Origin of the sequence: Sphingopyxis sp. GW247-27LB, from assembly GCF_002277025.1 — a bacterium.
Lineage (GTDB): Bacteria > Pseudomonadota > Alphaproteobacteria > Sphingomonadales > Sphingomonadaceae > Sphingopyxis.
The window spans coordinates 82578-107964 of record NZ_NIWD01000008.1; the positions used below are offsets into that span (position 1 = coordinate 82578).

Annotated in this window: 29 protein-coding genes; 17 read left to right on the forward strand and 12 right to left on the reverse strand. The window is 68.3% G+C overall.

The features are described from left to right. The first annotated feature begins 26 nt into the window (after window positions 1-26). The gene (locus tag CD928_RS08020) at window positions 27-1274 is read left to right on the forward strand and encodes an acyl-CoA dehydrogenase family protein (protein WP_255247081.1); all 1248 of its coding nucleotides are present in this window, start codon (window positions 27-29) and stop codon (window positions 1272-1274) included. A 6-nt stretch (window positions 1275-1280) separates the two neighbouring features. Here the strand turns inward: CD928_RS08020 and CD928_RS08025 are convergent, their stop codons facing one another. Continuing rightward, complete coding sequence (locus CD928_RS08025) at window positions 1281-2378, reverse strand: acyl-CoA dehydrogenase family protein (RefSeq protein ID WP_141237120.1); 1098 nt, start codon at window positions 2376-2378, stop codon at window positions 1281-1283. 32 nt (window positions 2379-2410) lie between these two features. Then, entirely contained in the window at window positions 2411-3058 is a 648-nt protein-coding gene (locus CD928_RS08030; protein WP_176473518.1) for a TetR family transcriptional regulator, read from the reverse strand. A 115-nt stretch (window positions 3059-3173) separates the two neighbouring features. Between CD928_RS08030 and CD928_RS08035 the strand changes: the two genes are divergently transcribed. Continuing rightward, window positions 3174-5639 (forward strand): TonB-dependent receptor, encoded by a 2466-nt coding sequence (locus CD928_RS08035; protein ID WP_095386590.1) that lies wholly within the window; start codon window positions 3174-3176, stop codon window positions 5637-5639. A gap of 42 nt (window positions 5640-5681) precedes the next feature. Here the strand turns inward: CD928_RS08035 and CD928_RS08040 are convergent, their stop codons facing one another. The 3 genes from CD928_RS08040 to CD928_RS08050 are packed head-to-tail and all read right to left on the reverse strand — an operon-like array spanning window position 5682 to window position 9823. After that, window positions 5682-7226: a DHA2 family efflux MFS transporter permease subunit gene (locus CD928_RS08040; RefSeq protein WP_095386591.1), complete on the reverse strand. Its 1545-nt coding sequence runs from the start codon at window positions 7224-7226 to the stop codon at window positions 5682-5684. A gap of 6 nt (window positions 7227-7232) precedes the next feature. Further along, complete coding sequence (locus CD928_RS08045) at window positions 7233-8399, reverse strand: HlyD family efflux transporter periplasmic adaptor subunit (protein WP_095386592.1); 1167 nt, start codon at window positions 8397-8399, stop codon at window positions 7233-7235. Window positions 8400-8401: 2 nt separating this feature from the next. Next, window positions 8402-9823 (reverse strand): efflux transporter outer membrane subunit, encoded by a 1422-nt coding sequence (locus CD928_RS08050; RefSeq protein WP_095386593.1) that lies wholly within the window; start codon window positions 9821-9823, stop codon window positions 8402-8404. A gap of 53 nt (window positions 9824-9876) precedes the next feature. Here CD928_RS08050 and CD928_RS08055 point away from each other — a divergent pair, with 53 nt between their 5' ends. Continuing rightward, a complete protein-coding gene (locus CD928_RS08055) occupies window positions 9877-10527 on the forward strand; it encodes a TetR/AcrR family transcriptional regulator C-terminal domain-containing protein (protein WP_095386594.1) in 651 nt (216 codons plus the stop codon). Here CD928_RS08055 and CD928_RS08060 read toward each other — a convergent pair whose 3' ends face one another. Then, window positions 10528-11067, reverse strand: coding sequence for a molybdenum cofactor guanylyltransferase (locus CD928_RS08060; RefSeq protein ID WP_095386595.1), 540 nt, complete (start codon window positions 11065-11067; stop codon window positions 10528-10530). A 179-nt stretch (window positions 11068-11246) separates the two neighbouring features. Between CD928_RS08060 and CD928_RS08065 the strand changes: the two genes are divergently transcribed. The 4 genes from CD928_RS08065 (at window position 11247) to CD928_RS08080 (ending at window position 13100) form a co-directional block, all read left to right on the forward strand. Further along, a complete protein-coding gene (locus CD928_RS08065) occupies window positions 11247-11726 on the forward strand; it encodes a response regulator transcription factor (protein WP_255247082.1) in 480 nt (159 codons plus the stop codon). A gap of 62 nt (window positions 11727-11788) precedes the next feature. Next, the gene (locus tag CD928_RS08070) at window positions 11789-12157 is read left to right on the forward strand and encodes a hypothetical protein (protein WP_095386597.1); all 369 of its coding nucleotides are present in this window, start codon (window positions 11789-11791) and stop codon (window positions 12155-12157) included. Between the two features lie 15 nt (window positions 12158-12172). Further along, window positions 12173-12586, forward strand: coding sequence for a hypothetical protein (locus CD928_RS08075; RefSeq protein WP_095386598.1), 414 nt, complete (start codon window positions 12173-12175; stop codon window positions 12584-12586). A 25-nt stretch (window positions 12587-12611) separates the two neighbouring features. Next, window positions 12612-13100: a winged helix DNA-binding protein gene (locus tag CD928_RS08080; protein WP_095386599.1), complete on the forward strand. Its 489-nt coding sequence runs from the start codon at window positions 12612-12614 to the stop codon at window positions 13098-13100. 37 nt (window positions 13101-13137) lie between these two features. On the opposite strand, the gene CD928_RS08085 is transcribed toward CD928_RS08080, so the two are convergent. From CD928_RS08085 to CD928_RS08110, 6 genes are all read right to left on the reverse strand, one after another. Continuing rightward, complete coding sequence (locus CD928_RS08085) at window positions 13138-13902, reverse strand: sigma-70 family RNA polymerase sigma factor (RefSeq protein WP_095386600.1); 765 nt, start codon at window positions 13900-13902, stop codon at window positions 13138-13140. Continuing rightward, entirely contained in the window at window positions 13892-15979 is a 2088-nt protein-coding gene (gene flhA / locus CD928_RS08090; RefSeq protein WP_255247137.1) for a flagellar biosynthesis protein FlhA, read from the reverse strand. The genes CD928_RS08085 and flhA overlap by 11 nt, the downstream gene beginning before the upstream one ends. Before the next feature lie 32 nt (window positions 15980-16011). After that, window positions 16012-16839, reverse strand: a complete 828-nt coding sequence (locus CD928_RS08095; RefSeq protein WP_095387328.1) for a transglycosylase SLT domain-containing protein — start codon at window positions 16837-16839, stop codon at window positions 16012-16014. 79 nt (window positions 16840-16918) lie between these two features. After that, window positions 16919-17224 (reverse strand): hypothetical protein, encoded by a 306-nt coding sequence (locus CD928_RS08100; protein WP_095386602.1) that lies wholly within the window; start codon window positions 17222-17224, stop codon window positions 16919-16921. Beyond that, complete coding sequence (gene flgM / locus CD928_RS08105) at window positions 17218-17523, reverse strand: flagellar biosynthesis anti-sigma factor FlgM (protein ID WP_141237121.1); 306 nt, start codon at window positions 17521-17523, stop codon at window positions 17218-17220. Before flgM ends, CD928_RS08100 begins: the two co-directional genes overlap by 7 nt. Before the next feature lie 155 nt (window positions 17524-17678). Next, window positions 17679-18185, reverse strand: a complete 507-nt coding sequence (locus tag CD928_RS08110; protein WP_095386603.1) for a flagella basal body P-ring formation protein FlgA — start codon at window positions 18183-18185, stop codon at window positions 17679-17681. 284 nt (window positions 18186-18469) lie between these two features. Between CD928_RS08110 and flgB the strand changes: the two genes are divergently transcribed. Genes flgB through flgK form a run of 10 tightly spaced genes read left to right on the forward strand, consistent with a single transcriptional unit; the run spans window position 18470 to window position 25362 of the window. Further along, window positions 18470-18808, forward strand: a complete 339-nt coding sequence (gene flgB, locus CD928_RS08115; protein ID WP_095387330.1) for a flagellar basal body rod protein FlgB — start codon at window positions 18470-18472, stop codon at window positions 18806-18808. 2 nt (window positions 18809-18810) lie between these two features. Beyond that, complete coding sequence (flgC, locus tag CD928_RS08120; RefSeq protein WP_095386604.1) at window positions 18811-19212, forward strand: flagellar basal body rod protein FlgC; 402 nt, start codon at window positions 18811-18813, stop codon at window positions 19210-19212. A gap of 2 nt (window positions 19213-19214) precedes the next feature. Further along, window positions 19215-19520 carry a flagellar hook assembly protein FlgD gene (locus CD928_RS08125; RefSeq protein WP_095386605.1) on the forward strand — a complete coding sequence of 102 codons (306 nt, stop codon included), beginning with the start codon at window positions 19215-19217 and terminating at the stop codon, window positions 19518-19520. A 5-nt stretch (window positions 19521-19525) separates the two neighbouring features. Next, window positions 19526-20353 (forward strand): flagellar hook-basal body complex protein, encoded by an 828-nt coding sequence (locus CD928_RS08130; RefSeq protein WP_095386606.1) that lies wholly within the window; start codon window positions 19526-19528, stop codon window positions 20351-20353. A gap of 32 nt (window positions 20354-20385) precedes the next feature. Beyond that, entirely contained in the window at window positions 20386-21129 is a 744-nt protein-coding gene (locus CD928_RS08135; protein WP_095386607.1) for a flagellar basal body rod protein FlgF, read from the forward strand. Between the two features lie 11 nt (window positions 21130-21140). After that, window positions 21141-21929 carry a flagellar basal-body rod protein FlgG gene (gene flgG / locus CD928_RS08140; protein ID WP_095386608.1) on the forward strand — a complete coding sequence of 263 codons (789 nt, stop codon included), beginning with the start codon at window positions 21141-21143 and terminating at the stop codon, window positions 21927-21929. Then, on the forward strand, window positions 21910-22569 hold the full coding sequence (locus tag CD928_RS08145) for a flagellar basal body L-ring protein FlgH (protein WP_095386609.1): 660 nt from the start codon (window positions 21910-21912) through the stop codon (window positions 22567-22569). The genes flgG and CD928_RS08145 overlap by 20 nt, the downstream gene beginning before the upstream one ends. 56 nt (window positions 22570-22625) lie before the next feature. Then, the gene (locus CD928_RS08150) at window positions 22626-23702 is read left to right on the forward strand and encodes a flagellar basal body P-ring protein FlgI (RefSeq protein WP_255247138.1); all 1077 of its coding nucleotides are present in this window, start codon (window positions 22626-22628) and stop codon (window positions 23700-23702) included. Further along, window positions 23702-24037 (forward strand): rod-binding protein, encoded by a 336-nt coding sequence (locus tag CD928_RS08155; RefSeq protein WP_176473560.1) that lies wholly within the window; start codon window positions 23702-23704, stop codon window positions 24035-24037. Before CD928_RS08150 ends, CD928_RS08155 begins: the two co-directional genes overlap by 1 nt. After that, entirely contained in the window at window positions 24034-25362 is a 1329-nt protein-coding gene (flgK, locus tag CD928_RS08160) for a flagellar hook-associated protein FlgK (protein ID WP_095386611.1), read from the forward strand. The genes CD928_RS08155 and flgK overlap by 4 nt, the downstream gene beginning before the upstream one ends. Window positions 25363-25387 lie beyond the last annotated feature (25 nt).

A 25387-nucleotide genomic window follows, 5' to 3' on the forward strand; every position in this document is an offset into this window, starting at 1 on the left:
TAAATTGTTATCAGATGTGATAATTGATGGCAACGGGTGGAATGATGGACCTCGACTGGAGCGATGCCGAAGCGGAATTTGCGCGCGAGATTCGTGCGCTCTTCGAGCGCGAACTGACCCCCGAATTGCGCGCCGGGGCGGCGGGCATGACCAGCGTCTATGCCGATCATGACGTGTCTATGGCGTGGCAGGCGAAACTTCACGCGCGGGACCTCGCGGCGCCGCACTGGCTGCCCGAGCATGGCGGGCACGACTGGAGTGCCGCCCAATTCTATCTTTGGGCCCGCGAACGCGCGCGCGCCGGGGTGCCGCCGCTGTCGCCGATGGGCATCCACATGGTCGCGCACGTGATCGCGGCGTTCGGGACCGACGAGCAGAAGGCCTATTTCCTGCCGGGCATCCTGTCAGGCGAGATCTTCTTCTGCCAGGGCTATTCGGAGCCCGGCGCCGGATCGGACCTCGCGGCGCTGCAGATGAGCGCGGTGGCGGACGGCGACGATTTCGTTCTGAACGGCTCGAAGATCTGGACCACCCACGCGGGGGAGGCGAACTGGATTTTCTGCCTCGTCCGCACCGCGAAGGGCGAGCGGCCGCAGCAGGGGATCACCTTCCTGCTGGTGCCGATGGACCAGCCGGGAGTGACGGTGCGCCCGCTGACGATGATCTCGGGCGAGACGATCCAGGCCGAAGTCTTCTTCGACGACGCACGCTCGGCGAAGGCGAATGTGATCGGCGCGGTCGATCGCGGCTGGAGCGTCGCCAAATATCTGCTCGAATTCGAACGCGGCGGGTCGGCGCACGCCCCGGCGCTCGCGATGCGGCTCGACGCGCTCGCGCGCCACGCCGCCGGGACTCCGGCGGGCGAGGGGATGCTCGGCGACGACCCGGTCTTTGCGCACAAGCTCGCGCGTGCGCGCATCCGCATCGACATATTGGAGATGATCGAGCTGCGCCTGCTGTCGTCGGCGGGACAGGGCGAAAGCGTCGGGGTGATGGCGTCGCTGATGAAAATCATGGCGACCGAGCTTGCCCAGCATATCACCGAACTCGGCTATGAGGCCGCAGGACCCGCGGGCACCGCCTTTCAGCCGCACGCGGGGTGCCCGGGCGCCGACGTCCCCGCGCATGCGCCTCCCGCCGACGGGCACATCACCGGCGAGCCGTGGCAGGCGATCGCGCCGCTGCGCTATTTCAACGAGCGCGCGGGGTCGATCTATGCCGGATCGAACGAGATTCAGCGCAACATTCTCGCAAAGGCGGTGCTGGGGCTGTAGCGCAGCCTATCCCGCCCGCTTCATCTCCGCCGCGTAGCGCGCGACATGCGCGTCGCTCGTCCCCAGACGCTGCTCGATCGCGGTGGCGCGCTTGAAATAATGGCCGACGCGCAGTTCCTCGGTCATCCCCATCGCGCCGTGAAGCTGCACCGCTTCCTGCCCGATCTGGCGGATCGCCTCGTTCGCGGTCGCCTTCGCGGCGGCGCTGGCGCGCGCGTCGCCGGGCTTCAGCGCCGCGAGCAACGCGGCCGCCGAAATCTGCTCGCGCAGCAGCAGCATGTCGACCATGCGATGCTGGAGCGCCTGGAAGCTCGACAGCGGCTGCCCGAACTGGCGGCGCTGCCGGGTGTAGCCGAGCGTGTCGTCGAGAAGGACGCGCGCGAGCCCCGCCGCTTCAGCGCACAGCGCCGCGACCGCGGCTTCGACCGCGGCGGCGAGCGCCGCTTCGCCGTCCTGCCCGGCACCGATCTCGCTCGCGCGCGACACCCACAGGCCGTCGAGCAGCAGGTCGGCGGCGGGCGCGTCGTCGATCGTCCGATAGGTATGGAGCTTGTCGCACAGCGACGCCGCGGGCAGCAGGAACAGACGGAGACGTCCGCCCTGGTCGCGCGCGGGGAGGATGATGTCGCTCGCTTCGGCGGCGAAGGGTACCGCGATCTTGTGCCCGGTCAGCGTCCAGCCGTCGGGTGCCGGTTCGGCGCGCGTGCGGATCGCGGCGATATCGCCACGCGTCTGCGGTTCCTCGATCGCGGTGACGACCAGCGCATCGCCGCGCGCGATCGCTCCGACGCGCGCCTCCTCGCCCAGCGCGAGCAGCAATGTCGCCGACAGGATGTGGCAGTCGATGAAGGGGGTGACGGCAAGCGCCGCGCCCAGTTCCTCGGCGACGATCGTCGCCGCGACGCGCCCGCCGCCGAAGCCGCCGATGCGTTCGGGAAGCGGCGCGGCGCCGACGCCGATCGCGGCATCGACCTCGCGCCATGCGGCGAGCTGCGCCTCGGCACCGCGCATTGCGCGCCGTTTCTCGAAGGGAAGCTGCTGCGCCAGAAAACGCGCGAGCGAGTCGCGCAGCAGCCGTTCTTCCTCGCTAAATTCCAGGTCCATGCCGCCGCCTATGCGCTGCGCGACAAAAATTATCAAGTCTGATAATTTTTCACCAGCCCCGCAAGCAATGTCTCGACCGTATGCTGCCGATAGCGCGCGTGCAGATCGTCGTCGGCGTGGGGCTTCCCCTCGAACACCACCTGCAGCGTCAGCCGGTTCGAATAGAGGCCGTCGGCGGCGCCGATCGTGTTGAAGTAGAAGAGCTTGGGGTCGACGTCGTGGAATTCGCCCGCGGCGATGCCCTCCTCGATGATCCGCGCCTGCGCGCCCGCGATCTTTTTGAGCAGCTCGTCACCGATGTGCCGCACGCGCTCGGGCTCGGCGTCGCGGACCATATATTGGATCAGCCGGTTGAGGTAGGGGATGCGGTAATAAGTGTCGACGATGCCCTCCAGATGGATGCGCATCCGTGTCGTGGGGGTGACGTTCAGCCGGAACAGCGCGTCGAGCTGGCGGATCGCGCGCAGCACGTCGCGGTCGAGCAGCGCGGCGAGCATCCCCTCCTTGTCGCCGAAATAATAGCGGATCATTCCGTGGTTCACGCCCGCGCGCGCCGCGATGTCGACGATGCCCACGTCGATCTTGTCCTGTTCGCGCATCAGCGCGCTCGCCGCGTCGAGCAGAGCTTCGCGAATCGACCCTCGCGTCCGGCTTTCGGTTTTTTCGCTTGCGCTGGCCATCTTCGCTCCTTGCGCCCGACAGACCATCCCTCGTCCGAAATTGCAATTGCTGTTGCAATCTCTATCAGCAATGATAACTATCACGTCTGATAAGAATCGCAATGGGAGGGTTTGGATGAGCATGATCGAGCGGTCGCTTCTTCTGGCGGGCATCGGGCTCGCGGCGCTGGCGGCAACGCCGGCCTGTGCGCAGGAGGCGAGGGATGGCGAAGCGACGGCGCCTGACGACAGCGTGATCGTGGTGACCGCACAGCGCCGCGCCGAGGCGATCGACGATGTCGGCCTCGCCATCCAGGCCTTTTCGGGCGACACGCTGGCGAATCTGCGCGTGACCTCGACCGAGGATCTGCAGGCGGTGGTGCCCAGCCTCAACGTCTCGCGCGGATATCAGGGGATTCCGATCTACACGCTGCGCGGCATCGGCTTCAACACGATCAACCTGTCGGCGACCTCGACCGTGGGCACCTATCAGGACGAGGTCGCGCTCGCCTATCCGTTCATGAACAGCGGGCCTGTCTACGACCTCGAACGCGTCGAGGTGCTCAAGGGACCGCAGGGCACGCTCTATGGCCGCAACACAACCGGCGGCCTCGTCAACTTCATCACCGCCAAGCCGAAGTTCGGGGAATTTTCGGGCGGGGTCACGGTCGAAGGCGGCAGCCAGCAGACGCTCAACAGCGAGGCTTTCCTCAATATCCCGCTCGGCGATGCGGTCGCGGCGCGCTTCGCCTTCCGCACCGAGGACAGTTGGGAAGGATGGCAGCACAGCATTTCGCGCGACGAGAAGCTCGGCGAAGTGCATCGCTATGGCGGGCGCCTGACGCTGACCGCCGAGCCGGTCGACGGCATGAAGATCGAGATCGGCGGCAATATCTGGGTCAACAAGTCCGACACGCTCGCGGGGCAGGCGGTCGGCTTCACGCCGAACACCGACCCCGCCAGCGGCACGGTGTTCAGCCTGTTCAACGCAGCGGGCCTGCCGCAATATGTCGCCGCCAATGCAGGCGGCTGGGATTCGAACAGCGCCGACTGGGCGCCGCGTTCGGTGCGCGGGGCCGATATCGGCATCGGCCCGGGGATCGACGGCCCGCTCCAGGAGGACAGCGACTTCATCGGGCTGCGCGGGCTGATCCAGTTCGACCTCACCGACGACCTCAGCTTCATTTCGCTGACCGGCTACAACCGGGTCAAGCGCGACGCCAAATATGACTGGAGCGGCGCGCCCTACGAGATCCTGATCCAGCACGCCGAAGGCCGGATCGAGAGCATCTCGCAGGAATTGCGCTTCCAGGGATCGACCGGCCCTGCCGAATGGGTAGTCGGCGGCTATTACGCCAACGACACGCTGACCGACACCAACCAGACCTTGCTCGGCCAGAACGCCAATGTCGGCGCGATCCGGGCGCTGATCGTCCAGCTTGGTCTCTTGAACACGCCGTTCAATTCGCCGGGCTACACCGCCGCCGACGTCGCGCAATCCTTCCGCACCTATCGCGACCAGGCGGCGTTCGACACCGAGACGTGGAGCCTGTTCGCGAGCGCCGACTGGCAGCTCGCCGAGACGCTGAAGGCGACCACCGGCGTCCGCTACACGAAGGACCGGCAGGAATATGAGGGCTGTTCGCGTTCGATCGGCGATTCGATGCTGCCCAACGTCAACCTGTTCAACCGCGCCTTCTTCTTCCAGGTCTATGGCGTCTTCACCCCGCCGATCACCGCGAACCAGTGCAACACCTTCGACGTCGACACCGGCACCTTCGGGGCGGTCACCTCGACGCTGAAGGAGGATAATGTCGCGTGGCGCGGCGCGCTGACGTGGGAGCCGGGAGACGACACCCTCCTCTATGCCTCGGTGTCGCGCGGCTACAAATCGGGATCGACCCCGGTCAACGCGGCGAACATCGCAACGCAGAACCGCCCGGCGCGGCAGGAACAGCTCACCGCTTATGAGGTCGGCACCAAGCTGGGCCTTGCCGACCGGCGGGTGCACCTCAACCTCGCGGCCTTCTATTACGACTATCGCGACAAGCAGCTCGCGGTCTATTTCGCCGACCCGATCTACACGACGCTGCTGCGCCTCGACAATATTCCCAAGTCGCGCGCCTATGGCCTCGACGGCGACGTCAGCATCGACGTCGCCGACAGCCTGAACCTCAGTCTCGCAGCGACCTGGCTCAAGACCGAGATCCAGGGCTATGTCGGGATCAACGCCGCCGGCCAGCCATTCGACTTCGACGGCTTCGCCTTCCCCTACAGCCCCAAATTCTCGGGCGCCGCGACGATCACCTACGACGCGCCGGTCGGCGACCGGCTCGGCGTCCGCGCGATTCTCAACGGGCGCTACCAGTCGAAGACCGGCAGCACGATCGAGGATTTCGCGCCGCTGCAGATCAAGGGCTACGGCATCCTCAACGCCAGCCTCGCCCTCTATGACCGGAACGGCAAGTGGGACGTGTCGATCTGGGGCAAGAATATCACCGACACCTATTACTGGATGTCGGCGGCGACCAACGCGAACACGGCGGTGCGCTTCCCCGGCCGCAGCCCGAGCTATGGCGTGACCGCGAAGTTCAACTTCTGACGGGTGGGCGGGCGGGCTTTGCCCGCCCCCTGCTTCGTAGCCTCAATGCGAGGCGCCCATCGACACCTGCTTGGGACGCGGCGCGCACCACACCGCGATCGCGGCGATCACGAACACGACGCCCGCCGCGAGGAAGAGGTGGAGCACTCCCAGCGTCGAGGCCTGCACCTCGACCATGCGGGTGACCGCAGCGCGCGCCTGCTCGAGGGTCAGCCCAGCCTGCTGGAGCTTGTCCATCGCGCCGCCGGCGTCGTTCATCGTCGCGACGAGCTGCGCGCGCGCCGAGGCGCTCGAATCGTCCCAGGCGGTGGTCGCGATCGCGGTGCCGACGGCGCCGCTCAGCGTGCGCAGGAAGCTCATTAGCCCCGCGGCATTGGTCTGGTCCTGCGCCGGCACGCTCGACAGCGCGAGCGCGGTCAGCCCGACGAAGAAGAAGGGCATGCCGATCCCCTGCAGGACGTGCGGCCATGCCAGGGTCCAATAATCGACGTCGGCGGTCCAGCCCGCGCGCAGGGTCGAGATGAAGGCCATCCAGAGGATGCCGGCGCTGATCGTCAGGCGGATGTCGACCTTGCCGATCGATCCCGCCGCGACCGGTGACAGCAGCACCGCGAACACCCCGAGCCAGGCGACCACGAAGCCCGTGTCGGTCGCGGTATAGCCCGCGACCTGCTGCAGCCAGAGCGGCGTCAGCACGACCTGCGCGAAGAAGGCGCCGAAGCCGAGCGATATGGCGAGCGTCGCGAAGCTGAAGCCGCGAAAGCGGAAGACGCGCAGATCGACGACCGGATTGGCGTCGGTCAACTCCCAGATGACGAAGGCGACGAAGCTGACCGCCGCGAGAATCGCGAGACCCACGATCCACGTCGAGCCGAACCAGTCGTGCTCGCGTCCGGTGTCGAGCATGATCTGGAAGGCGCCGACCGAGACGACGAGCAGGACGAGTCCGACCGTATCGATGCGCGCCTTGACCCGCTTCGTCTCGAACCCGCCGAGCATGCTGCCGACCCCGAAGGCGCAGATCGCGACGACCGGCAGGTTGATGAAGAAAATCCACGGCCAGCTCCAATTGTCGCTGATCACGCCGCCGAGGATCGGCCCGAGGATCGGTGCCGTGGTCGTGGTCATCGCCCAGATGGCGAGCCCGACCCCGGCCTTTTCCTTGGGAAAGATGCGCAGCAGCAGGATCTGCGACAGCGGCATCAGCGGCCCGCCCGACAGGCCCTGCAGGACGCGGAAGAGGATCAGTGCGTCGAGCGTGCGCGACACGCCGCACAGGAAGGAAAAGAGGCCGAAGCCCGCGATCGAGATCAGGAACCAGCGCACCGTGCCGAAGCGCGCGGCGAGCCATCCGGTAAGCGGCACGCTGATCGCGTCGGCGACCGCGTAGCTGGTGATGACCCACGTTCCCTGCGTCGGCGACACCGCGAGGCCGCCCGCGATATGCGGCACCGACACATTGGCGATGGTGGTGTCGAGCACCACGACGAAATTGGCGAGCGCGAGCGCGAAGGCAGCGGCGATCAGCCGCATGCCCGTAAGCGGTTGCGGCTCCGCGGGAAGGGTCGAGGCGGCGGCGCTGGCCATCGCGTCCTACCGGCCGCGCGTGTCGATGGTCGCTTCCATCGACAGGCCGACGCGCAGCGGGTGCGCCTTCAATTCCTTGGGATCGAGCGCGATGCGCACCGGCAGGCGCTGTACCACCTTCACCCAATTGCCCGTGGCATTCTGCGCCGGGATCAGCGAGAAGGCGGCGCCGGTGCCGCCGGCGATGCCGACGACCTTGCCGTGATAGACGACGTCGCCGCCATAATAGTCGGAGGTCAGCTCGACCGGCTGGCCGACGCGGATCTTCCTGAACTGGCTTTCCTTGTAATTGGCGTCGACATAGGCGGTGGCGATCGGCACGATCACCATGATCGGGGCGCCGGCGGCGATCCGCTGGCCGACCTGCACCTGCTTGTTGGTGACGATGCCGTCGACCGGGGCGCGGATCACCGTGCGCGCGAGGTCGAGCTTCGCCTTGTCGAGCCGGGCTTCCGCCGCCGCGACGTCGGGGGCGGTGTCGATCGTCGTGCCGCGCACGACTGCCTCAGCGGCGCCGAGATCGCCCGCGGCCGAGCCGCGCGTCGCTTGCGCCGAGGTGACCCCCGCCGCGGCGAGGTCGCGCGCCGCTTGCGCCTGCTTCAGGCTCGCGCGCGCCGCGGTCAGCTCCTCGCCCGATACCGCGCCGGTGCCGGCGATGCTCTCGCGCCGCGCCAGCTCGGCGCGGGCGCGCTCGACCGTCGCGTCGGCGTCGCGCAGCCGCGCTTGCGCCTGAGAAATCTCTGCCCCGCGTGCCGCGACGCGCGAGCGTGCGGCGTCGGCGGTCGCATCGGCCTGGCCATAGCGCTGGCGCGCCTGGCGCAGCGCCGCCTCGGCATCGGCGAGCGCGATGCGTTGATCGGCATCGTCGAGGATGATCAGGATATCGCCCCTCTTCACCGCCTGCGTGCCGCTGACGCGCACCTCCTGAACCGGTCCCGAGACGAGCGCGGTGACCGCGGCGCTGTCGGCGCCGACATAGGCGTTGTCGGTCGACACACGGCCCGCCTGGGTCAGGAAATACCAGAGGCCCCACAGCGCCGCGATCGTGATGACCGTGATCGCGAGGATGCGGAGCAGCTTTCTGCGCTTCGCCAGCCGCGCCTCCTTCGCCTCGTCGCTTTCGGGAGCGTCTTGGGGAGGGGTGGGGGCGGCCGTAGCCGCGTCGTCGGCCATCGTCATTCTCCTGTTGCGGTCTGGCCCCGATAGCCGCCGCCGAGCGCGCGGATCAGGGCGATGTCGAGCGCGCGCTGGCGCGCTTCCAGTTCGGCGACCGAGCGGCTCAGCGCGACCATGCTGTCCTCGGCGGTGAGCTGGGCGAGCTGGTTGTCGAGCCCCGCGCGATAGCGAAGCCCAGAGAGCTTGGCTGCGTTGGCGGCGGCGGCGAGCGCGGCGCGCCGTTCGCCGAGCTGGCGCGCCGTGGCGCCGCGGCTCGCGACGATGTCGGCGACGTCGCGCAGCGCGGCGACGAGCGTGCCGTCGTAGCGCGCGACCGCGACGTCATAGTCGGCGCGCGCGCCGCGATAGCGGCCCTCGATGCGTCCGCCCTCGAAAATCGGCAGGCTGATCGCCGCGCCGCCATTGCCATATTTGGACCCGGCGTCGAACAGGTTGCCGAGGCCCAGCGACTGGAAGCCGATCAGCGCCGACAGGCTGATGTTCGGATAATAATCGGCGCGCGCGACGTCGATGCGCTTCGCGGCCGCCTCGGCGCGCAGCCGCGCCGCGACGATATCGGGACGCCGCCCGATCAGCTCGATCCCCGCGCCGGCGGGGAGGTCGACCGCGGGAGCGGCGAGGGCCGGCCGCGCGATCGACCGCCCGCGGTCGGGCCCGGCGCCAACGAGCGCGGCGATCCGGTTGCGGGTCAGCGCGATCGCCTCCTCGAGCGCGGCGATGTCGCCGCGCGCCGAGGCGGCGCGGCTGTCGGCCTGGCTGGCGCTCGCCTGATTGTCGAGTCCCGCGCGGGTGCGGTCGGCGGAAAGCCGCGCGCTCGCGCCGCGCACGCGCAGGGCCTCCTGGGCGACGTCGAGCGCCTCATATTGGCCCGCGAGGTCGGCATAGGCGGCGGCGATGCCGGTGGTCAGCATCAACCGCGCCTGCGCGGCATCGACGCGCGCCGCCTCTGCCTCCGAGGTCGCGGCGGCGAGCGCGGCACGGTTCCGGCCCCACAGGTCGAGGTCGAAGGAAAAGGTCGCGGCGACATGGCCGGTGTCCTGAATGCCGTCGGGGACGAATTGCGGCGGGATGCCCATCGTCTTGCTCTGCTGGACGCCCCCGGCCCCGGCTTCGGCGCCAAGGCGCGGCAGGAGCGCGGCGCCCGCCTGCTGCGCCAGCGCCTCGGCGGCGCGGACGCGCGCGGCGGCCGCGGCGATGTCGGGCGATCCCGCGAGCCCTTCGGCGATCAGCGTGCCCAGCTGCGGGTCGCCCCACGTCTGCCACCAGCCCTCGACCGGCCACGCCCCAGCCGCGCCGGCGAAGCTCGCGTCGGACGCGAGCGATTCGGGTGCCGCGGGCACCGGCTTGGGTCCCAGATCGGGCGCGGCGCAGCCCGCGAGCAGGCCGAGGAGCGCGGTTGTCGTCAAAATGAAACGGGGCATGGCGTCCAACGATACTAGCTGGTATCATGCGCCCAATAGCGTCAGGAGTTGGGTTGTCAATCGAAATGATACCAGTCAGTACGGTTTCCGGGGACGATGCCGCGGCGGTGCGGCGCAAGGCTTTCGTCGATGCTGCGCGCGAGGCGTTTCTCGCGAACGGCTATGCCGGCACGACCATGTCGTCGATCGCGGGCAAGGTCGGGGGATCGAAGACGACGCTGTGGACCTATTTCCCGTCGAAGGAGGCGCTGTTCGAGGCGGTCGTCGACGATATCGTCCAATATTATGGCGCCGCGCTCCAGGTCGAGCTGCCCGCCGAAGAGGCGGTGCTTCCGGTGCTCCGCCGCTTTTGCCTGGTGCTGATCACCACGCTGACCTCGGATCCGCTGCTCGCACTCTACCAGCTCGTCGTCGGCGAGGCGCGGCGCTTCCCGCATCTGGCCGAGACCTTCTACGATCGGGGCCCGCGCCGCGGCAAGGCGCGGCTCGCCGTCTGGGTCGCGGAGAAGATGGCGCGCGGCGAGCTGCGCCGCGGCGACCCGTTGCAGGCGGTCTATCATCTCGCGGGACTCTGCCAGTCGGGGCTCTACCAATTCACCTTGCTCAACCTGCCCGAGGCGCGCCGTGCCGACAGCGCTCGCCTCGCGGCCGAGATCGACGCGGCGCTCGACACCTTCTACCGTGCCTGGGGCCCGGAGAGCTGATCAGCCACCGCCGCGCAGCGCCGCCAGATCGGCGGGCGAATTGAGATTGGCGAGCGGTACGCCCGCTGCGATACCCTCTATCCCCGCCTGCGCCGCCCATCGCCGAACCGCGCCATCGCCGCCCTCGGCTAGATGGTTCGTCAAGGCTTCGGCGAGCGCTGCAGGCCAGCAGCCGACGATCGGTGCTTCGATCAGGTAGCGGCCGATTCCGGGGCGGCAGAGGCGGTCGAGCAGCGCATCGTCGATCCGCGGCATGTCGCAGCCGAGCGAGAGCACCGCGTCATGCCTGGCCTCGGCGGCGTGATGAAGCGCGGCGCACAGGCCTCCCAGCGGGCCGAGCCCCGGCGCGGGGCGGTCGGGCAGGTGGCACAGCGGAAGGGGACTTTCGCTGCGGCCGCAGACGACCACCTCGTCCGCATGACGCGCGAGGATCGCCGCCGCGTGTGCGATCAGCGGCCGGCCATCCCAGACCGCGAGCGCCTTGTCGCTGCCGAAGCGACGCGATTGCCCGCCGGCGAGAAGAGCGCCGAGGCGCGTCATGCCCGCCACGCCGGGTTAAAAAATAATTTACCCTGCCGCCGGGTTCGGCCGGCGGAGGCGCGAGGCTGCCCGCCGCCGCCATTTACCGCAGCCCGCAGCCGTTCCGCCATGCCGTGTCGTGCGCGAATCACTTATCACCCTAACTTGATTTCGACCCCTGATGCTCTATGCCCTGCCGCGTGCAAGGTGATCCTGACAATTATATCAGTCTCCTTTCTGCCGCGCAGATCGAAACGTTGCGCCATGTTTTTGAGCACAAAAATTCCAAGGAAATCGCCCGCATCATGGACGTCTCGCCGCACACGGTCGACGAACGGGTGCGGCGTTCCATTAAAAAACTGAATGTTTCCAACAGAGTGGAGGCCGCTCGCCTCTTGGCGAGTAACGGTGTCTTCGACCATGTTACCCCTTATCAATCATTGAGATATCAATTGGCCGAGCTAGGCGAGCCGCCGCCCGCGGCCGATGCGGAAGAGGGGCGCAGTTCGTTGCGGCGGGTCTTCGATATCGGCCTGCCTTTTCCTACAGCATCCCAGCCGACCAACCGGCATGGGTTGATGGAACGGATTGTCTGGCCGATTCTGATCGCACTCGCGACCATTTTGGCTTTCTCCGCCCTTTATTCGATCCTTGTCGGACTCGGTCGGGTTTTGACCTGAATGTTCGAACCGAATGCTGCGGGGGGGAAACCGGTGGCATTCCTTTGCAAGGACCAGAAACTATGCTGAATCAACGTGTTTCCGCAGCAAAGAAGATCGCCACCGAGCTGCACCGGGCCGAAGACGCCATCGACGAGACGATGATCCGCATCGCGCAGCTCGCCGCGACGCTGCCTGCCGCGCGCCGTGAGACCAACATGTCGGCGATCGTCGGCCAGGACGCGATGGCGAAGGTCGCCAACGCGCTCGCCGCCGCCGGCGAAGTGCGCCAGTTGCTCACCGACGCGCACATGGCATTGACCGTCACGCAGAAGGAGGTCGGGCTCGGCGCGCGCATGTTCGGCGCCGGCGTCAAGCCACCCGAGGCTCGTCTCGTCGACCCCGGCAGCAACGACGGCGCCGCTGCGCCTGCGTTCGCTCGGGCGTCGTAAGGACCGAACGATCGCATGGGAACCGTGGCGATCTATTATGGCGTGTTGCTGCTCACGGTGGTCGTCGCGGTGCGCCGCGGCGGCCCTCTCGAAAAATGGGCGGCCTTCACGGCACTGATCGCTTCGGTCTCTACAACAATCCTGTCGCCTGCTCCGCAATGGACCGACATCGAGATCAATATCTTCGTCATCGACCTGGTGGCGCTCGCCAGCTTCTGGTTCATCGCCCTTCGGACGCAACGCTTCTGGCCCTACTGGATTACCGGCTGGCAGCTTATCGCGATCTTCGGGCACCTTCAGAAGCTGATGTTCTCGGAGATATTGGCGCGTCCCTACGCGCTCCTTTCGATGTATATTTCCTACCCGATCCTGCTCGTCATCCTCTATGCATCGAGTTCGGCGGGGCGTAGGGGCGACGTCGGAGCGTGAGCGAATCACGCCCAGGGGGTCGCATATGCAACAATTTTCGAATCTCGAGATTTCCGAGATCAAGTCGCGGATCGACCAGATCCAGCAACTGCTGGGCAGCCGCGAAAGCGAGGCGCCTGCCGAGCGAAACGTCGATCGCCCGGCCGCGTCGCCGCCCGAGTTGGTCGATCGGGTCGCGTTCAACATCCAGATGCGGCGAATCCGCAAGAGCCATTTTGCCGGCGCGCAGATGTCGGGCGCCAATTGGGACATGATGCTCGACCTGATGCTCGCGCGCACCCACGGCCGCCTGCTCAGCGCAAGCGACCTCGCGACTGGTGCCGAGGTTCCGCTGTCGTCGGGTCTCCGCATGATCGCGGCGCTCGAACAGCAGGGCTATGTCCGGCGCACGCTCGACGAGAAGGACCGCCGCCGCTCGATCGTCCGGCTGACCGACGAGGGGGCAGCGCGGATGATGGCCTATTTCGACGCGGTGAATAACGCCTGGGTGGACCAGCAGCGCCGCGCGGCGTGATGGCGCAAAGGAGGAGGGTGGGCCGGCACCGCTTCGATCATTCCGTCATCGCGCGCATCATCGTTTCGATCCGCGCCATCGCATCGCGCTTGATCTGGCACACGCGTGCCGCGCTGACGTCGAGGGTGACGCCGATCTCCTGCAGGTTCAGCTCCTCGAAGAAATAGAGCTGGAGCACCAACTGCTCGCGTTCGGGAAGCCTTGCGATGCAGGCCTGGAGCGCCGCGAGCGTGCTTTCGCGCTCGCAGGCGTCGCCCGCATCCGCCGCGTCGGCGACGAGAAAGGCCCCGCCGTCGGTCAGTGCGTCGAGCGAGGTCGAGCGGCCATAGGTCGCGCTCTTTTCGAGCGCGAAATATTCCTCCGCCGACAGGTCGAAGGCCTCGGCCATTTCGGCCGCGGTCGGCGCGCGCATCAGATGCTGTTCGAGCGTGTGGCGCACCGATTGAAGGCGCTTGCCCGCAGTCATCGCCGAGCGGCCGACATCGGCCTCGCGCCGCAGCTGGTCGATCATCGCGCCGCGGATCCGCGTCGAGGCATAGGTGGCGAAGGCATAGCCGCGCTCCTCATAATGGCGGCTCGCCTCGATCAGCGCGATCAGCCCGGTCTGGATCAGATCGTCGAGCTCGCTCGTCCGCGACACGCGCGAAAACACCTGCCACGCGATCTTGCGCACCAGCGGCGCATGCTCCTCGACCAGCGATTCGACGCTTTCGCCATAGCCGTGCGCGCGGAGCGCATGCGCGGCGTGGAGGGCGGGGGCGCCCGCGCCCGCGCCGAATTGTTCGGCAGGCTCAAATCTCATGCGGCTGATCCTTCATCTGGTCGGCGGCTTCGTGCGAAAGGCGCGCGGGCTCGGCGCCGATCGTCGCGACGATCTCGGTCGCCTTGTTGGCGGGGATTTCGAGGTAGGAGATGACCGCGACGTCGGGAAAAGTCGCGCGCACCAGCCGCGACAGCGCCGGACGGCAGATCGGTGAGGCGACGAGCGCGAAGCTGCGCGTCGAGAGCAGCAACGGTTCGACCGCCTGGCCGATCTCGCCGAGGATCTTCATCGCCATGCCGTGCTCGAACGGCCATTCGGCGCCCGGATTGGCGCGCACCGCCTGGTTCAGCAGCATCTCGACCTCGGGGTTGAAGGTGACGACGGGGAGCGGCATGCGCGCGGGCACGATCGTCTGGATGATCAGCGCCCCGATTCGCTGGCGCACCGCCTCGACCAGTTCGACGTCGGCGAGCTGCTGGCCCGCCAGCGTCACCATCGCCTCTGCGATCTTGCGGAAATCGCGCAGCGGCACGCGCTCCTCGAGCAAGGTGCGGCATAGCCCCGCGACGCGCGGCAGCGCATAGCCCTGCGGACTCAGATTCTGGGCGAGTTGCGGGTAATGGAGCTTCAGATGGTCGATCAGCGCCTGCGCGTCGTCGAGCCCGAACAGCTCCGACGCCGAGGCGATGATGCTGTTGTTGAGGTGGGTGGCGACGACCGTCGCGGGGTCGACGACGGTATAGCCCGCCGCGATCGCGTCGTTCTGGCCGCTTTTCGGGATCCACAGCGCGTCGAGCCCGAAGGTCGGGTCCTTGCACGGCCGCCCGCTGACCGGGGTGACGAGATCGCCCGAATCGAGCGCGAGCATCTCGTTCGGGAAGATTTCATCCTCGCCGACGATCACTCCGGCGACCGAGATGCGATAGGCGTTGCCGGGCAGCGACAGATCGTCGGCGACCTTCACCGCGGGGATGACGAAGCCGAGCTCCTTCGACAATTGCTTGCGGATGCCGGTGATGCGTCCCATCAGCGGCGCGCCCTTGCGCTCGTCGACCAGCGCGACGAGCGCATAGCCGATCTCGAGCTGGCACGGGCTCGCGTCGCTGACGTCGGCCCATTCGATATGGTGCGGGTCGGCGGCGGGCGCGGCGGGCGGCGGCGCGGCTTCGGCCTCGGCGGCGGCGCGGCGCATCTGCCAGCCGAGCGCGAAGGCCAGCGTGGCGGCGGGCAGGATCAGCATCTGCGGCATCGCGGGGACGAGACCGAGGACGAAGAGGATGCCGCCGACCGCCATCCAGACGTGCGGCGAGGCGAACTGGCTGCCGATCTGACCCGACAGGTCGAGCGGCGAATTGACGCGGGTGACGATCGCGGCGGCGGCGATCGACAGCAGCAGCGCCGGGATCTGCGCGACGAGCGCGTCGCCGATCGCGAGCGTGACATAGGTGCTGCCGGCTTCGGAGAAGGAGAGGCCGTGGCTCGCCATGCCGAGGATCAGCCCGCCGACGATATTGACGAACAGGATGAGCAGGCCGGCGACCGCGTCGCCCTTCACGAATTTCGAAGCGCCGTCCATCGAGCCATAGAAGTCGGCCTCGGTCGCCACCTCCTGGCGCCGCGCCTTCGCTTCCTCTGGGGTCAGCAGGCCGGCGTTGAGGTCGGCGTCGATCGCCATCTGCTTGCCCGGCAGCGCGTCGAGGGTGAAGCGCGCCGACACTTCGGAGACGCGCCCGGCGCCCTTGGTGATGACGACGAGGTTGATGATCATCAGCACGACGAAGACGAACAGGCCGACGACATAGTCGCCGCCGATCAGCACCTGGCCGAACGCCTCGATGACATGGCCCGCCGACGCGGTGCCTTCGTGGCCGTGGACGAGCACGACGCGCGTCGAGGCGACGTTGAGCGCGAGGCGGAACAAGGTCGCGAGCAGCAGCACGGTCGGAAAGGCCGAAAAATCGAGCGGCTTCGACGCCGACAGCGCGACCATCAGGATCGCGAGGCTGATCATGATGTTGCCGACGAAGCTGATGTCGAGGATCGTCGGCGAGACCGGGATCACCATCAGCGCGACGAGGATCAGCATCCCCGCCGGCAGCGCCGCGGCGCCGACCATGCGACCGATCCGGCGGAGGTCGAGCGCGGGCATCATGCGCCGCCACCCAGCGACGCGAGCCGCTGATAGGCCTGGGCGGCAAAGCCCATCGACAGGGTTTTCGGCATCGGCTGGATTTCCATCATCTGGAGCGGCGGACGTCCGCCGCCGTTCGCGCCGGAGACGCTCGCCATCCGGGCGTGCCAGCGGCTTTCGGCGGCGGGTGGATAGGCGGTGGCGTCGGTCGCGCCGCCGCCTTCGGAAAGCTTGGCGGCGAAGCGCGCGCGGATTTCGCCGAGGCTGCGCATGCTGCCGTCGGCGGCATAGAAGATCGGGCGATTCGCCGCCGCCGCTTCGGGCAGCATCGCCGCGCCGGGCTGGTCGGGGTTCGCCTCCCACGCGGAAAGGAAGCGCGTCGCGCCGCCGCTGCCGAGGAAATGGGCGAGATAGAGATCGACCGGCTCCATCGCGCGGCCGAAGCGGCCTTCGAGCGCGGCGCGATTGTCGGCGGTCAACGCCGCCGCCATGCTCGACGCCGCGGCGGGGTCATCGCGAAGCCCGAGGATCTGCGCGCGCAGCGCCGGGTCCGCGACCGACAGCCGCCCCGACGCGTCGCGATCGATCGCTCCCGCCGCCCAGCCGAGCCCATGCGCGGCGCCGTGGCGCTGCAGCGTCGCGAGCCAGGTCTGGCGGGTGAACTGGAACAGTCCGCGCGCCGACGAGGTCGGCGCCTGCGCGCTGGGGTTGAAGCGGCTTTCGACGCGCGCGACGTCGACCAGATAGTCGAAATCGATCCCGGTGCGCGCCGACGCGTCCTGCACAGCCGCCATCACGGGGGCAGCGCCGGGGGCCTGGGGCACGAAGGGGTTGATCGCAGTCATGTCGTTGGTTCCGCTGGTTCGCGAAACCAAAAGCAATCATCGTGCCACTTTCGGGAAAGTGTCTCTTAAGCGATATTTGTCAGTAGCTTAATGCAGCGCCTCGTGGTGCCATGCCGCGCAGGGCATGGTTCCTGTCAATCCGCTGACGCGTCCAGTCCTTGAGCACATTGACGCGGATCGCGGCGGCTTCGAGCTGCTTCAGCACATGGCCGATCAGCACGCGCGCGCGGGCTTCGCTGCCCGGCGGGATCGCGGCGCCGCGGAACAGGATGACCGCGGTCGCGAGCGCTTCGGACGCGGCGATGATCGCCCCGGCATCCTGCCCGTCGAGCGCGGCAACGAGCGCGTCGAGCCGCGCCTGCATCTCGTCCATCTGCATCAGCATGCGGGGCTACCCCGGTGAAAGTCGAGCATCGCGCGCGCGGTGGCTTCGGCGTCGACGCGATAGCTTCCCGCCGCGATCGCGGTGCGCAGGCTTGCGACGCGCGCCGTGTCGACCGGCGGACCCTGGTCGGCGATCGTCCGGGTCAGGCCGATCAGGCGCGCGGCGGGTTCGGCTTCGGTGGCGGGCGGCATCGCGGCGGCGGCGTGCGTGGCGCTCGCCGATCCGGCGCCGATCTTGCGCACGGTCACGGCGCGCATCACGCCCCCGACCTGCGATCCGATCTTGCTGTCACCCGACATCTTCGGCCTCCATCCTCGCGCCGTCAGAAAAGCGACGGGCCCGTATGGAGGGATTTAACGGCGGGACGGTGAGGGGATTAAGCGGGGAGGACGGAAAATTTTCGGGAAGGAAAGAAGGCGGCGTCGGAAAGCCGACGGCCGCCCTATGGTGCGGCTCAGTCCTCGATCCGCGCGCGGCCGGGACCGGTGACGACCGCGCTCAGGCTGCTGCGATTGCCGTCGCCGCGCAGCGCGATCGTGTCGCCGACGCGCCCGTCCTCCGACGCGACGGCGCTATAGTTGATCGCGAAGCTTTCGGTCTCGATCGACACGCGGACATTATCGCCGCGGCGGATCACCGGCGCGGCGGGCCGGGCCGGGCTCGCGGCAACGAGGCCGGGGGCGGCGCCCGCGCCGCCGGTCATCGGCACGCGCACGCGCCAGCCGAGCGAGGCGCAGCGCACCGCGAGCGTCTGGCTGTCGATCGCGGTGATCGACGCCTGCTCGGGGCAGCGCTGGAGCTTGATGCGGCGGTCGATGGGGGCCGCGGTGCGGCCCATCGCACTCGCCACCGTAGCGGTGAGCGCGTCGATCGCCTGCCAGTCCTCGCTCGCCTGTTGAGCGTGGGCGGCGGGAACGCAAAGCGCAAAACCGGCGAGGCCGGCGATTAGCCTGATCGTCATGGTCCATCTCCTGTTGGTCCAAAATGGTCGCGGGCAGGGGTGCAGGATGCGTGCCAAGCGGCGTTTCGGGCGCGTTGGCGCGCGGGATGCGGGGGTGTCGTCAATCTTTTGACGAGCGGCCGGGGTGACGCGTGAAACCCCCGCCTCGCTTCCGGACAAAGTGCTGAAAACTGGATACTAACCCGATTTGGCACGGCGATTGCATCATGTCCTTCGTGAATTTTTCCGCGCGTCTCGCGCTGGCGACCCGCCGGCCGGGACGGCGGCGAAAGGAAGGAATGGACATGGCATCCGAAAAGCTCTTCGGCCTGCACGCGACGGCGCTCCAGCTGCGCAGCCAGCGGATGATGATGCTCGCCTCGAACATCGCCAATGCCGCCACGCCGAACTACAAGGCACGCGACCTCGACTTCTCGAAGGCGCTCGAACTCGCGCAGGATGGCGGTTCGACCGACGCCGCGATCCAGTATCGCGTCCCCGTCCAGTCGTCGCTCGACGGCAACACGGTCGAAATGGCGACCGAACAGACCGCCTTTGCCGAAAACGCGCTCGCCTACCGCTCCAGCCTCGCCTTCCTGCAGGGCCGGATCGGCACGCTGACGCGCGCGCTCAAGGGAGAGTGACGATGGCCAATCTCTCGATCTTCGACATCAGCGGGCGCGCCATGTCGGCGCAGCTCGTCCGCCTCAACACCACCGCGTCGAACCTCGCCAACGCCGGCACCGTCGCGGGCAGCGAGGCGGGCGCCTATCGCTCGATGAAGCCGGTGTTCCGCACCGTGATGGACGGCGCCGGCCGCGCGACGGTCGCGGTCGACCAGGTCGTGACCTCGAAGATGGCGCCGTCGAAGAGGCACGATCCCGACAATCCGCTCGCCGACGCCGACGGCAATGTCTGGGAAGCCGCGGTCGATAGCGCCGCCGAGCTGGTCGAGATGGTCGAAACGTCGCGCCAGTATCAGAACAATGTCCAGGTCCTCGACACCGCAAAGGGCCTGATCAACGAAACGCTGCGGTTGGGGCAATAATCATGGCGATCAATGCGATAAACGGCGGCTCGACCGCCCCGACGACGGCGAGCGTGCAGCAGATGGGGCAGGGCGATTTCCTGCGCCTGATGACCGCGCAGCTCAGCCAGCAGGACCCGTTCAACCCGGTCGATAACCAGCAGATGGTGGCGCAGATGGCGCAATTCTCCAGCCTCGCCGGCATTTCGGAGACCAACACCACGCTCCAGCAGATTTCCGACCAGCTTCAGGCGCAGACCGCGCTGCTCGAGGAAATCCGCGCCAACACCCCGGCGACGCCGGCCACCGCATCCACCCAGGAAGGATAAGTCCCATGTCATTCTATACGTCGCTTTCGGGCCTCAAGGGCGCCCAGACCGAAATGTCGGTCATTTCGAACAATATCGCCAACGCCGGCTCGATCGGCTTCAAGCGCAGCACCGCCCAGTTCGGCGACATCTTCGCCTCGTCGCCCAACCAGTCGACGCGCACGGTCGCGGGACAGGGCACGCGCCTCAACGGCATCACCCAGCAGTTCACGCAAGGATCGTATGAAACGAGCGAAAAGACGCTCGACATGGCGATCGTCGGCGAGGGCTTTTTCGTCGTCAAGGGCGCCCCGCCCTCGAACGCGGTCACCTATTCGCGCAACGGCGCCTTCACTCCGCTCGAGGACGGCCGCGTCGTCGACACGACGGGCTCGACCCTGCAGCTGCTTCCGGTCGATGCCGACGGCAATGTCACCGACCGCACGCTCGGCGCCAGCTTCGACCTGGTGATCCCCAAGGCGTCGCCCGACAATCCCGACGCGGCGCTCGTCAATGTTTCGGTCGGCACCGACGGTCTGGTCACCGCGACCTTCGCCGACGGGTCGGGCCAAACGCTCGGCAAGGTGGCGATGGCGTCCTTCCCGGCCACCGAAGGGCTGCGCCCGATCGGCGACGCGCATTGGCAGTCGACCGGCGAGAGCGGCCAACCGGTCATCGATTCGCCGGGCAGCGGCGCGATGGGCGCGGTGCGCTCGGGCGCGATCGAGCGCTCGAACGTCGACATCACCGAGGAACTGGTGATGCTGATCGCGGCGCAGCGCAATTTCCAGGCCAATGCCAAGGCGATCGAGGGCGCGTCGCAGCTGACCCAGACCGTCATCAACATGAACTGATCGGCGTTTCGCCGCCTGCCTGGAGCCAAGTCATGGACCGCGTCATCTATACCAGCCTCACCGCGATGCGGGGCAGCATGGCCCGGCAGACGGCGATCGCGAACAATCTCGCCAACGTCAACACGCCCGGCTTCCGCGGCGAAATCGCCGAGGCGCAGACGATCTGGCTGCAGGGCAGCGGGGTCGGCGGGCGCGCGGTGTCGTCGGAGGAAGTGATCGGCGCCGACATGCGTAGCGGCACCATCGCCGCGACCGGGCGCGACCTCGACGTCGCGATGCGCGGCGACGCGATGCTCGTCGTCCAGGCGCCGAACGGCGAAGAGGGCTACACAAGGCGCGGCGACCTGCAGGTCGCGGCATCGGGCCTCCTCACCACCGGTGACGGCCACCCCGTCCAGGGCGCGCAGGGCCCGATCACCATCCCCGCCGCCGACGCGATCAAGATCGACGAAGAGGGGCGCGTCTGGGTCGTGCCCGCGGGCGGCGACCCCGAGAATCCCCAGCAGGTCGATCGGCTGCGCATCGCCAGCACCGCGGGATCGGACATCGTCAAGGGGCTCGACGGGCTGTTCCGCGTGCGCAACGGCGGCATCCTGCCCGACGACCCCGAGGCGCGGCTCGTCACCCGTTCGCTCGAAGGCTCGAACGTCACCGCGACCACCGCGCTCGTCGAGATGATCGAGGCGAGCAAGAGCTGGGATTCGCAACTCAAGCTGATCGGCGACGCGCGCGACATGGACAGCGCGACCGCCAATCTGATGCAGCTGCCCCGTTAAGGAGATAATCAATGAGCTTCGGTGCCTTGCACGTCGCGCGAACCGGCCTGGATGCCCAGAGCTTCCGGATGCAGGTGATCGCGAACAACCTCGCCAACGTGAACACCACGGGCTTCAAGCGCGATCGCGCCAATTTCGAGACGCTGTCGTATCAGATGATGACCCAGCCGGGGGCGACCTCGGCCGCCGACAACCGCTACGCGACCGGGCTCAACCTCGGCACCGGCGTCGAGCTGGCGGGCACGTCGCGCATCGACACGCAGGGGTCGTTCGCGGCCACCGGCAACGCGCTCGACATGGCGATCGACGGCGCCGGCTTCTTTCAGGTGCAGATGCCCGATGGGCGCATCGGCTATACCCGCGCGGGCAATTTCGACCGTGCGCCTGACGGCACGATCGTGACGTCCGACGGCAAGCCGCTGATCCCGCAAATCCAGGTTCCCGAGGATGCGACCGGCCTGTCGGTCGGCGTCGACGGCACCGTCTCGGCGACCGTGCCCGGCCAGTCCGACGCGGTCGAGCTCGGCCGCATCGAACTCGCGCGCTTCGCCAACCCCGCCGGGATGCAGGCGATCGGCGACAATATGCTCGTCGAAACCGCCGCTTCGGGCGCGCCGCAGGTCGGCGCCGCGGGCGAAGAGGGGCGCGGGTCCTTGCGCGGCGGGATGCTCGAGGGATCGAACGTCAACGTCGTCGAGGAACTCGTCGACATGATCGAGACCCAGCGCGCCTATGAGGTCAATTCGAAGATGATCCAGGCCACCGACGAGATGATGAAAAATGCGACGCAGACTCTCTAGCGCGCTGATCCTCGCGCTCGCCGCCGCGCCGGTCGGCGCCGCCGCGAAGGACAAGGTTCCCGACGACGCCTTCGCCGCGACCGCGCCCGCCCCGCAGGCGCCGCCGCCGGCGAACGGCGCGATCTTCCAGGGCGGCTATGTCGCGCTGACCTCGGGCGGCCGCGCCGGGCGGGTCGGCGACATCGTCACCATCCAGCTCGTCGAGCGCACCATCGCGTCGAAGAGCAACGCCGCGGGCACCCAGCGCGGCGGCAGCCTCGGCCTCACCCCGCCGAGCACCGGCCCGCTCTCGCTGTTCAGCCCGAGCGACATCGGCATGGGCGGCAGCAACGAATTCAAGGGCAAGGGCGAAGCCTCGCAGTCGAACCAGCTCGCGGGCGAGATCAGCGTGACGATCGCCGAGGTTTATCCGAACGGCACGATGCTGGTGAAGGGCGAGAAGCTGCTCACCCTCAACCGCGGCGACGAGCGCGTCCAGATTTCGGGCCTGATCCGCGCGATCGACATCGGCCCCGACAACCGCGTCGCGTCGACGCGCGTGGCCGATGCCAACATCCGTTACGTCGGCAAGGGCGAGATCGCCCGCGCCAGCCGCCAGGGCTGGCTGCAGCGATTCTTCTCCGTCATCAGCCCCTTCTGACGCTTTCAAGGATCCCTATCGTGACCCAGCGTTCCTTTCTTCTCGCCTTCCTCGCCCTGCTGGTCGCCAGCCTCGGCCTCGCCGCGCCCGTATCGGCGGCGCGGATCAAGGACATGGGCCAGTTCCAGGGCATGCGCACGAACCAGCTCACCGGCTATGGCATCGTCGTCGGGCTCGCGGGCACCGGCGACGACAGCCTCGACTATGCGACGCTCGGCATGAAGGGCGCGGTGTCGCGCTTTGGGCTGACCTTGCCGCCGGGGGTCAATCCCGCGCTCAAGAATGCCGCCGCGGTGATGATCACCGCCGAGCTGCCGGCGTTCGCGAAGCCCGGTCAGCGCCTCGACATCACCGTCTCGGCGATCGGCAAGGCGAAGAGCCTGCGCGGCGGCACCCTCGTGCTCGCGCCGCTCTATGGCGCCGACGGACAGATCTACGCGATGGCGCAGGGCAATCTCGTCATCGGCGGGCTCGGCGTCGACGCCGCCGACGGGTCGAAGCTGACCGTCAACGTGCCGTCGAGCGGCCGCATCGCGAACGGCGCGACGATCGAGCGCGCGGTCGACACCGGCTTCGCCTATGGCGACCGGCTGGTCTTCAACCTCCATCAGTTCGACGCGACCAACGCGAAGCGCGTCACCGACGCGATCAACGGCGCGCTCGGCCCGGGGGCCGCGACGATGGTCGACGGCGCGAGCATTTCGATCCGCGCCGGGGGCAGCGGCGACGACCGCATGCGGCTCGTCTCGCTGGTCGAAAATCTCGACGTCGTGCGCGCCGAGCCGCCCGCGAAGGTCATCGTCAACGCGCGCACCGGCACCGTCGTGATCAACGGCGCGGTTCGTGTCGGCACCGCCGCGGTCACCCAGGGCAAGCTCACCGTGTCGATCAAGGAATCGCCGATGGTCGTGCAGCCCGCGCCGTTCAGCCGCGGCGAAACCGCGGTCGAACAGTCGAGCGATATCAGCGCGACCGAGGAGTATCGTCCGGCCTTTCTGATGAAGCCGACCGCCTCGCTCGCCGAACTCGTCGATGCGATCAACCGCATGGGCGTGCCGCCGGGCGACCTTGTCGCGATCCTCGAAGCGCTGTCCCAGGCGGGCGCGCTCACAGCCGAACTGGTGATCATATGATGACGTCTCTTTCCACGCCCGCTGCCAACGCCCGGGTGCCCGCGGCGGCGACGCCGACGCTGGCCGGCGGCGGCGGCGACGGCCTGCGCAAGGCGGCCGAGGCCTTCGAAGCGGTGATCCTGCGCCAGCTGATGGCGTCGATGCGCCAGGCGAAGCTCGGCGACGACATCTTCGGGTCGAGCGCGACCGACAATTTCCGCGAAATGGCCGACGCGCGCACCGCCGACTCGATCGCGTCGATGCGCCAGTTCGGCATCGCCTCGATGGTCGAGGGGCAGTTCCGCGCCCGCGTCGCGGCGAGCGGCGGGACCGGCTCCGGCGGAGGCGTGCAATGAGCGACCTGCTCGGCATCGGCGCCAGCGGGCTGCGCGCCTATTCGGCCGCGCTCGCGACGATCGGCGACAATATCGCCAACGCGCAGTCGCCGGGCTATGCGCGGCGCACGCTGCAACTGCGCGGCGCGCAGTCGGCCGGCGACACGCCGTTCGTCCGCGCCAACATCAACCCGGGCGGGGTCGACATCAATGGCATCAGCCGCTCGGTCGACGCGTGGCTGATCGACGACGCGCGCATCTCGTCGGGCGGCGCCGAACGCGCGTCGACGCGGCTCGCGTGGATGGACCGCGTCGAGGGCGCGCTCAGCGACGAGACCAACGGCATCGCCTCGGGGCTGACCAGCCTCTTCACCACCGCCGACCAGCTCACCGCCGATCCCGCCAACCGCACGCTGCGCAGCCAGTTCCTCCAGGCGGCCGACGACGTCGCCTCGGGCTTTCGCACCGCGGCGGGTCAGCTTTCGGATATGGCGGACGGCATAGCGGGCGCCGCGACCGGCGCCGCCGATCAGTTCAACGCCGATCTGAAGGCGCTCGAATCGATCAACGTCGGGCTTCGCAAGGCGCGCCCCGGCTCGACCGGCGAGGCGACCTTGCTCGACGAGCGCGATCGGCTGATCGACCAGCTTTCGGCGCAGGGCGGGGTCAGCGCGAGCTTCGACGATCGCGGCGCGGCAACATTGCGTGCGACCGCGAGCGGCGACGTGCTTGTCGGCGGCGGCGAGGTCCATCCGATTTCGGTAACCACCGGCGCCGACGGCCGTCTATCGTTCAGCATCGAAGGCGGCGCGCCGTTCGACACCGCCACGGGATCGCTCGGGGGGCTGGTCGAAGCATCGAACCATGTCGCCGACCAGCGCGCGGCGCTCGATGCGATGGCGGCCGATTTCGCGGGGCAGCTCAACGCCGCGCACCAGGCGGGGATCGATGCGAACGGCAATCCCGGCGCGGCGCTTTTCACTGGCGCCACCGCCGCGACGCTCACCGCAGCGGCGCTGAGCCCCGATCAGGTCGCGGCCGCCGACGCGTCGGGCAGCAACGGCAATATGCTCGCGCTCGGCGCGATGCGGGGAGCGAACGACCCCGAAGCGAAATGGTCGGGGATGATCGCCTCGCAGGCGCAGGCGACCGCCTCGGCGCGCGCGCAGGATGCCGCCGCGACGACGCGCGCCGATGCGGCGAGCGCCGCGCGCTCGGCGGTCAGCGAGATCGACCTCGACCGCGAGGCGGGCGATCTCTTGCGCTTCCAGCAGGCCTATTCGGCCGCCGCGCGGACGATCCAGGTCGCGCGCGAAACCATGCAGACCCTGCTGAACGCGGTCTAGCGCATGCTCGAACTTTCTTCTCTCG

What these genes read in the sequence shown, in the direction of transcription:
- CD928_RS08020 (WP_255247081.1), top strand. Translation starts at nt 27, where the DNA reads ATGGCAACGGGTGGAATGATGGACCTCGACTGGAGCGATGCCGAAGCG.
- CD928_RS08025 (WP_141237120.1), bottom strand. Translation starts at nt 2,378, where the DNA reads ATGGACCTGGAATTTAGCGAGGAAGAACGGCTGCTGCGCGACTCGCTC.
- CD928_RS08030 (WP_176473518.1), bottom strand. Translation starts at nt 3,058, where the DNA reads ATGGCCAGCGCAAGCGAAAAAACCGAAAGCCGGACGCGAGGGTCGATT.
- CD928_RS08035 (WP_095386590.1), top strand. Translation starts at nt 3,174, where the DNA reads ATGAGCATGATCGAGCGGTCGCTTCTTCTGGCGGGCATCGGGCTCGCG.
- CD928_RS08040 (WP_095386591.1), bottom strand. Translation starts at nt 7,226, where the DNA reads ATGGCCAGCGCCGCCGCCTCGACCCTTCCCGCGGAGCCGCAACCGCTT.
- CD928_RS08045 (WP_095386592.1), bottom strand. Translation starts at nt 8,399, where the DNA reads ATGGCCGACGACGCGGCTACGGCCGCCCCCACCCCTCCCCAAGACGCT.
- CD928_RS08050 (WP_095386593.1), bottom strand. Translation starts at nt 9,823, where the DNA reads ATGCCCCGTTTCATTTTGACGACAACCGCGCTCCTCGGCCTGCTCGCG.
- CD928_RS08060 (WP_095386595.1), bottom strand. Translation starts at nt 11,067, where the DNA reads ATGACGCGCCTCGGCGCTCTTCTCGCCGGCGGGCAATCGCGTCGCTTC.
- CD928_RS08070 (WP_095386597.1), top strand. Translation starts at nt 11,789, where the DNA reads ATGCTGAATCAACGTGTTTCCGCAGCAAAGAAGATCGCCACCGAGCTG.
- CD928_RS08075 (WP_095386598.1), top strand. Translation starts at nt 12,173, where the DNA reads ATGGGAACCGTGGCGATCTATTATGGCGTGTTGCTGCTCACGGTGGTC.
- CD928_RS08080 (WP_095386599.1), top strand. Translation starts at nt 12,612, where the DNA reads ATGCAACAATTTTCGAATCTCGAGATTTCCGAGATCAAGTCGCGGATC.
- CD928_RS08085 (WP_095386600.1), bottom strand. Translation starts at nt 13,902, where the DNA reads ATGAGATTTGAGCCTGCCGAACAATTCGGCGCGGGCGCGGGCGCCCCC.
- flhA (WP_255247137.1), bottom strand. Translation starts at nt 15,979, where the DNA reads ATGGTCGGCGCCGCGGCGCTGCCGGCGGGGATGCTGATCCTCGTCGCG.
- CD928_RS08095 (WP_095387328.1), bottom strand. Translation starts at nt 16,839, where the DNA reads ATGACTGCGATCAACCCCTTCGTGCCCCAGGCCCCCGGCGCTGCCCCC.
- CD928_RS08100 (WP_095386602.1), bottom strand. Translation starts at nt 17,224, where the DNA reads ATGCTGATGCAGATGGACGAGATGCAGGCGCGGCTCGACGCGCTCGTT.
- flgM (WP_141237121.1), bottom strand. Translation starts at nt 17,523, where the DNA reads ATGTCGGGTGACAGCAAGATCGGATCGCAGGTCGGGGGCGTGATGCGC.
- CD928_RS08110 (WP_095386603.1), bottom strand. Translation starts at nt 18,185, where the DNA reads ATGACGATCAGGCTAATCGCCGGCCTCGCCGGTTTTGCGCTTTGCGTT.
- flgB (WP_095387330.1), top strand. Translation starts at nt 18,470, where the DNA reads ATGGCATCCGAAAAGCTCTTCGGCCTGCACGCGACGGCGCTCCAGCTG.
- flgC (WP_095386604.1), top strand. Translation starts at nt 18,811, where the DNA reads ATGGCCAATCTCTCGATCTTCGACATCAGCGGGCGCGCCATGTCGGCG.
- CD928_RS08125 (WP_095386605.1), top strand. Translation starts at nt 19,215, where the DNA reads ATGGCGATCAATGCGATAAACGGCGGCTCGACCGCCCCGACGACGGCG.
- CD928_RS08130 (WP_095386606.1), top strand. Translation starts at nt 19,526, where the DNA reads ATGTCATTCTATACGTCGCTTTCGGGCCTCAAGGGCGCCCAGACCGAA.
- CD928_RS08135 (WP_095386607.1), top strand. Translation starts at nt 20,386, where the DNA reads ATGGACCGCGTCATCTATACCAGCCTCACCGCGATGCGGGGCAGCATG.
- flgG (WP_095386608.1), top strand. Translation starts at nt 21,141, where the DNA reads ATGAGCTTCGGTGCCTTGCACGTCGCGCGAACCGGCCTGGATGCCCAG.
- CD928_RS08145 (WP_095386609.1), top strand. Translation starts at nt 21,910, where the DNA reads ATGCGACGCAGACTCTCTAGCGCGCTGATCCTCGCGCTCGCCGCCGCG.
- CD928_RS08155 (WP_176473560.1), top strand. Translation starts at nt 23,702, where the DNA reads ATGACGTCTCTTTCCACGCCCGCTGCCAACGCCCGGGTGCCCGCGGCG.
- flgK (WP_095386611.1), top strand. Translation starts at nt 24,034, where the DNA reads ATGAGCGACCTGCTCGGCATCGGCGCCAGCGGGCTGCGCGCCTATTCG.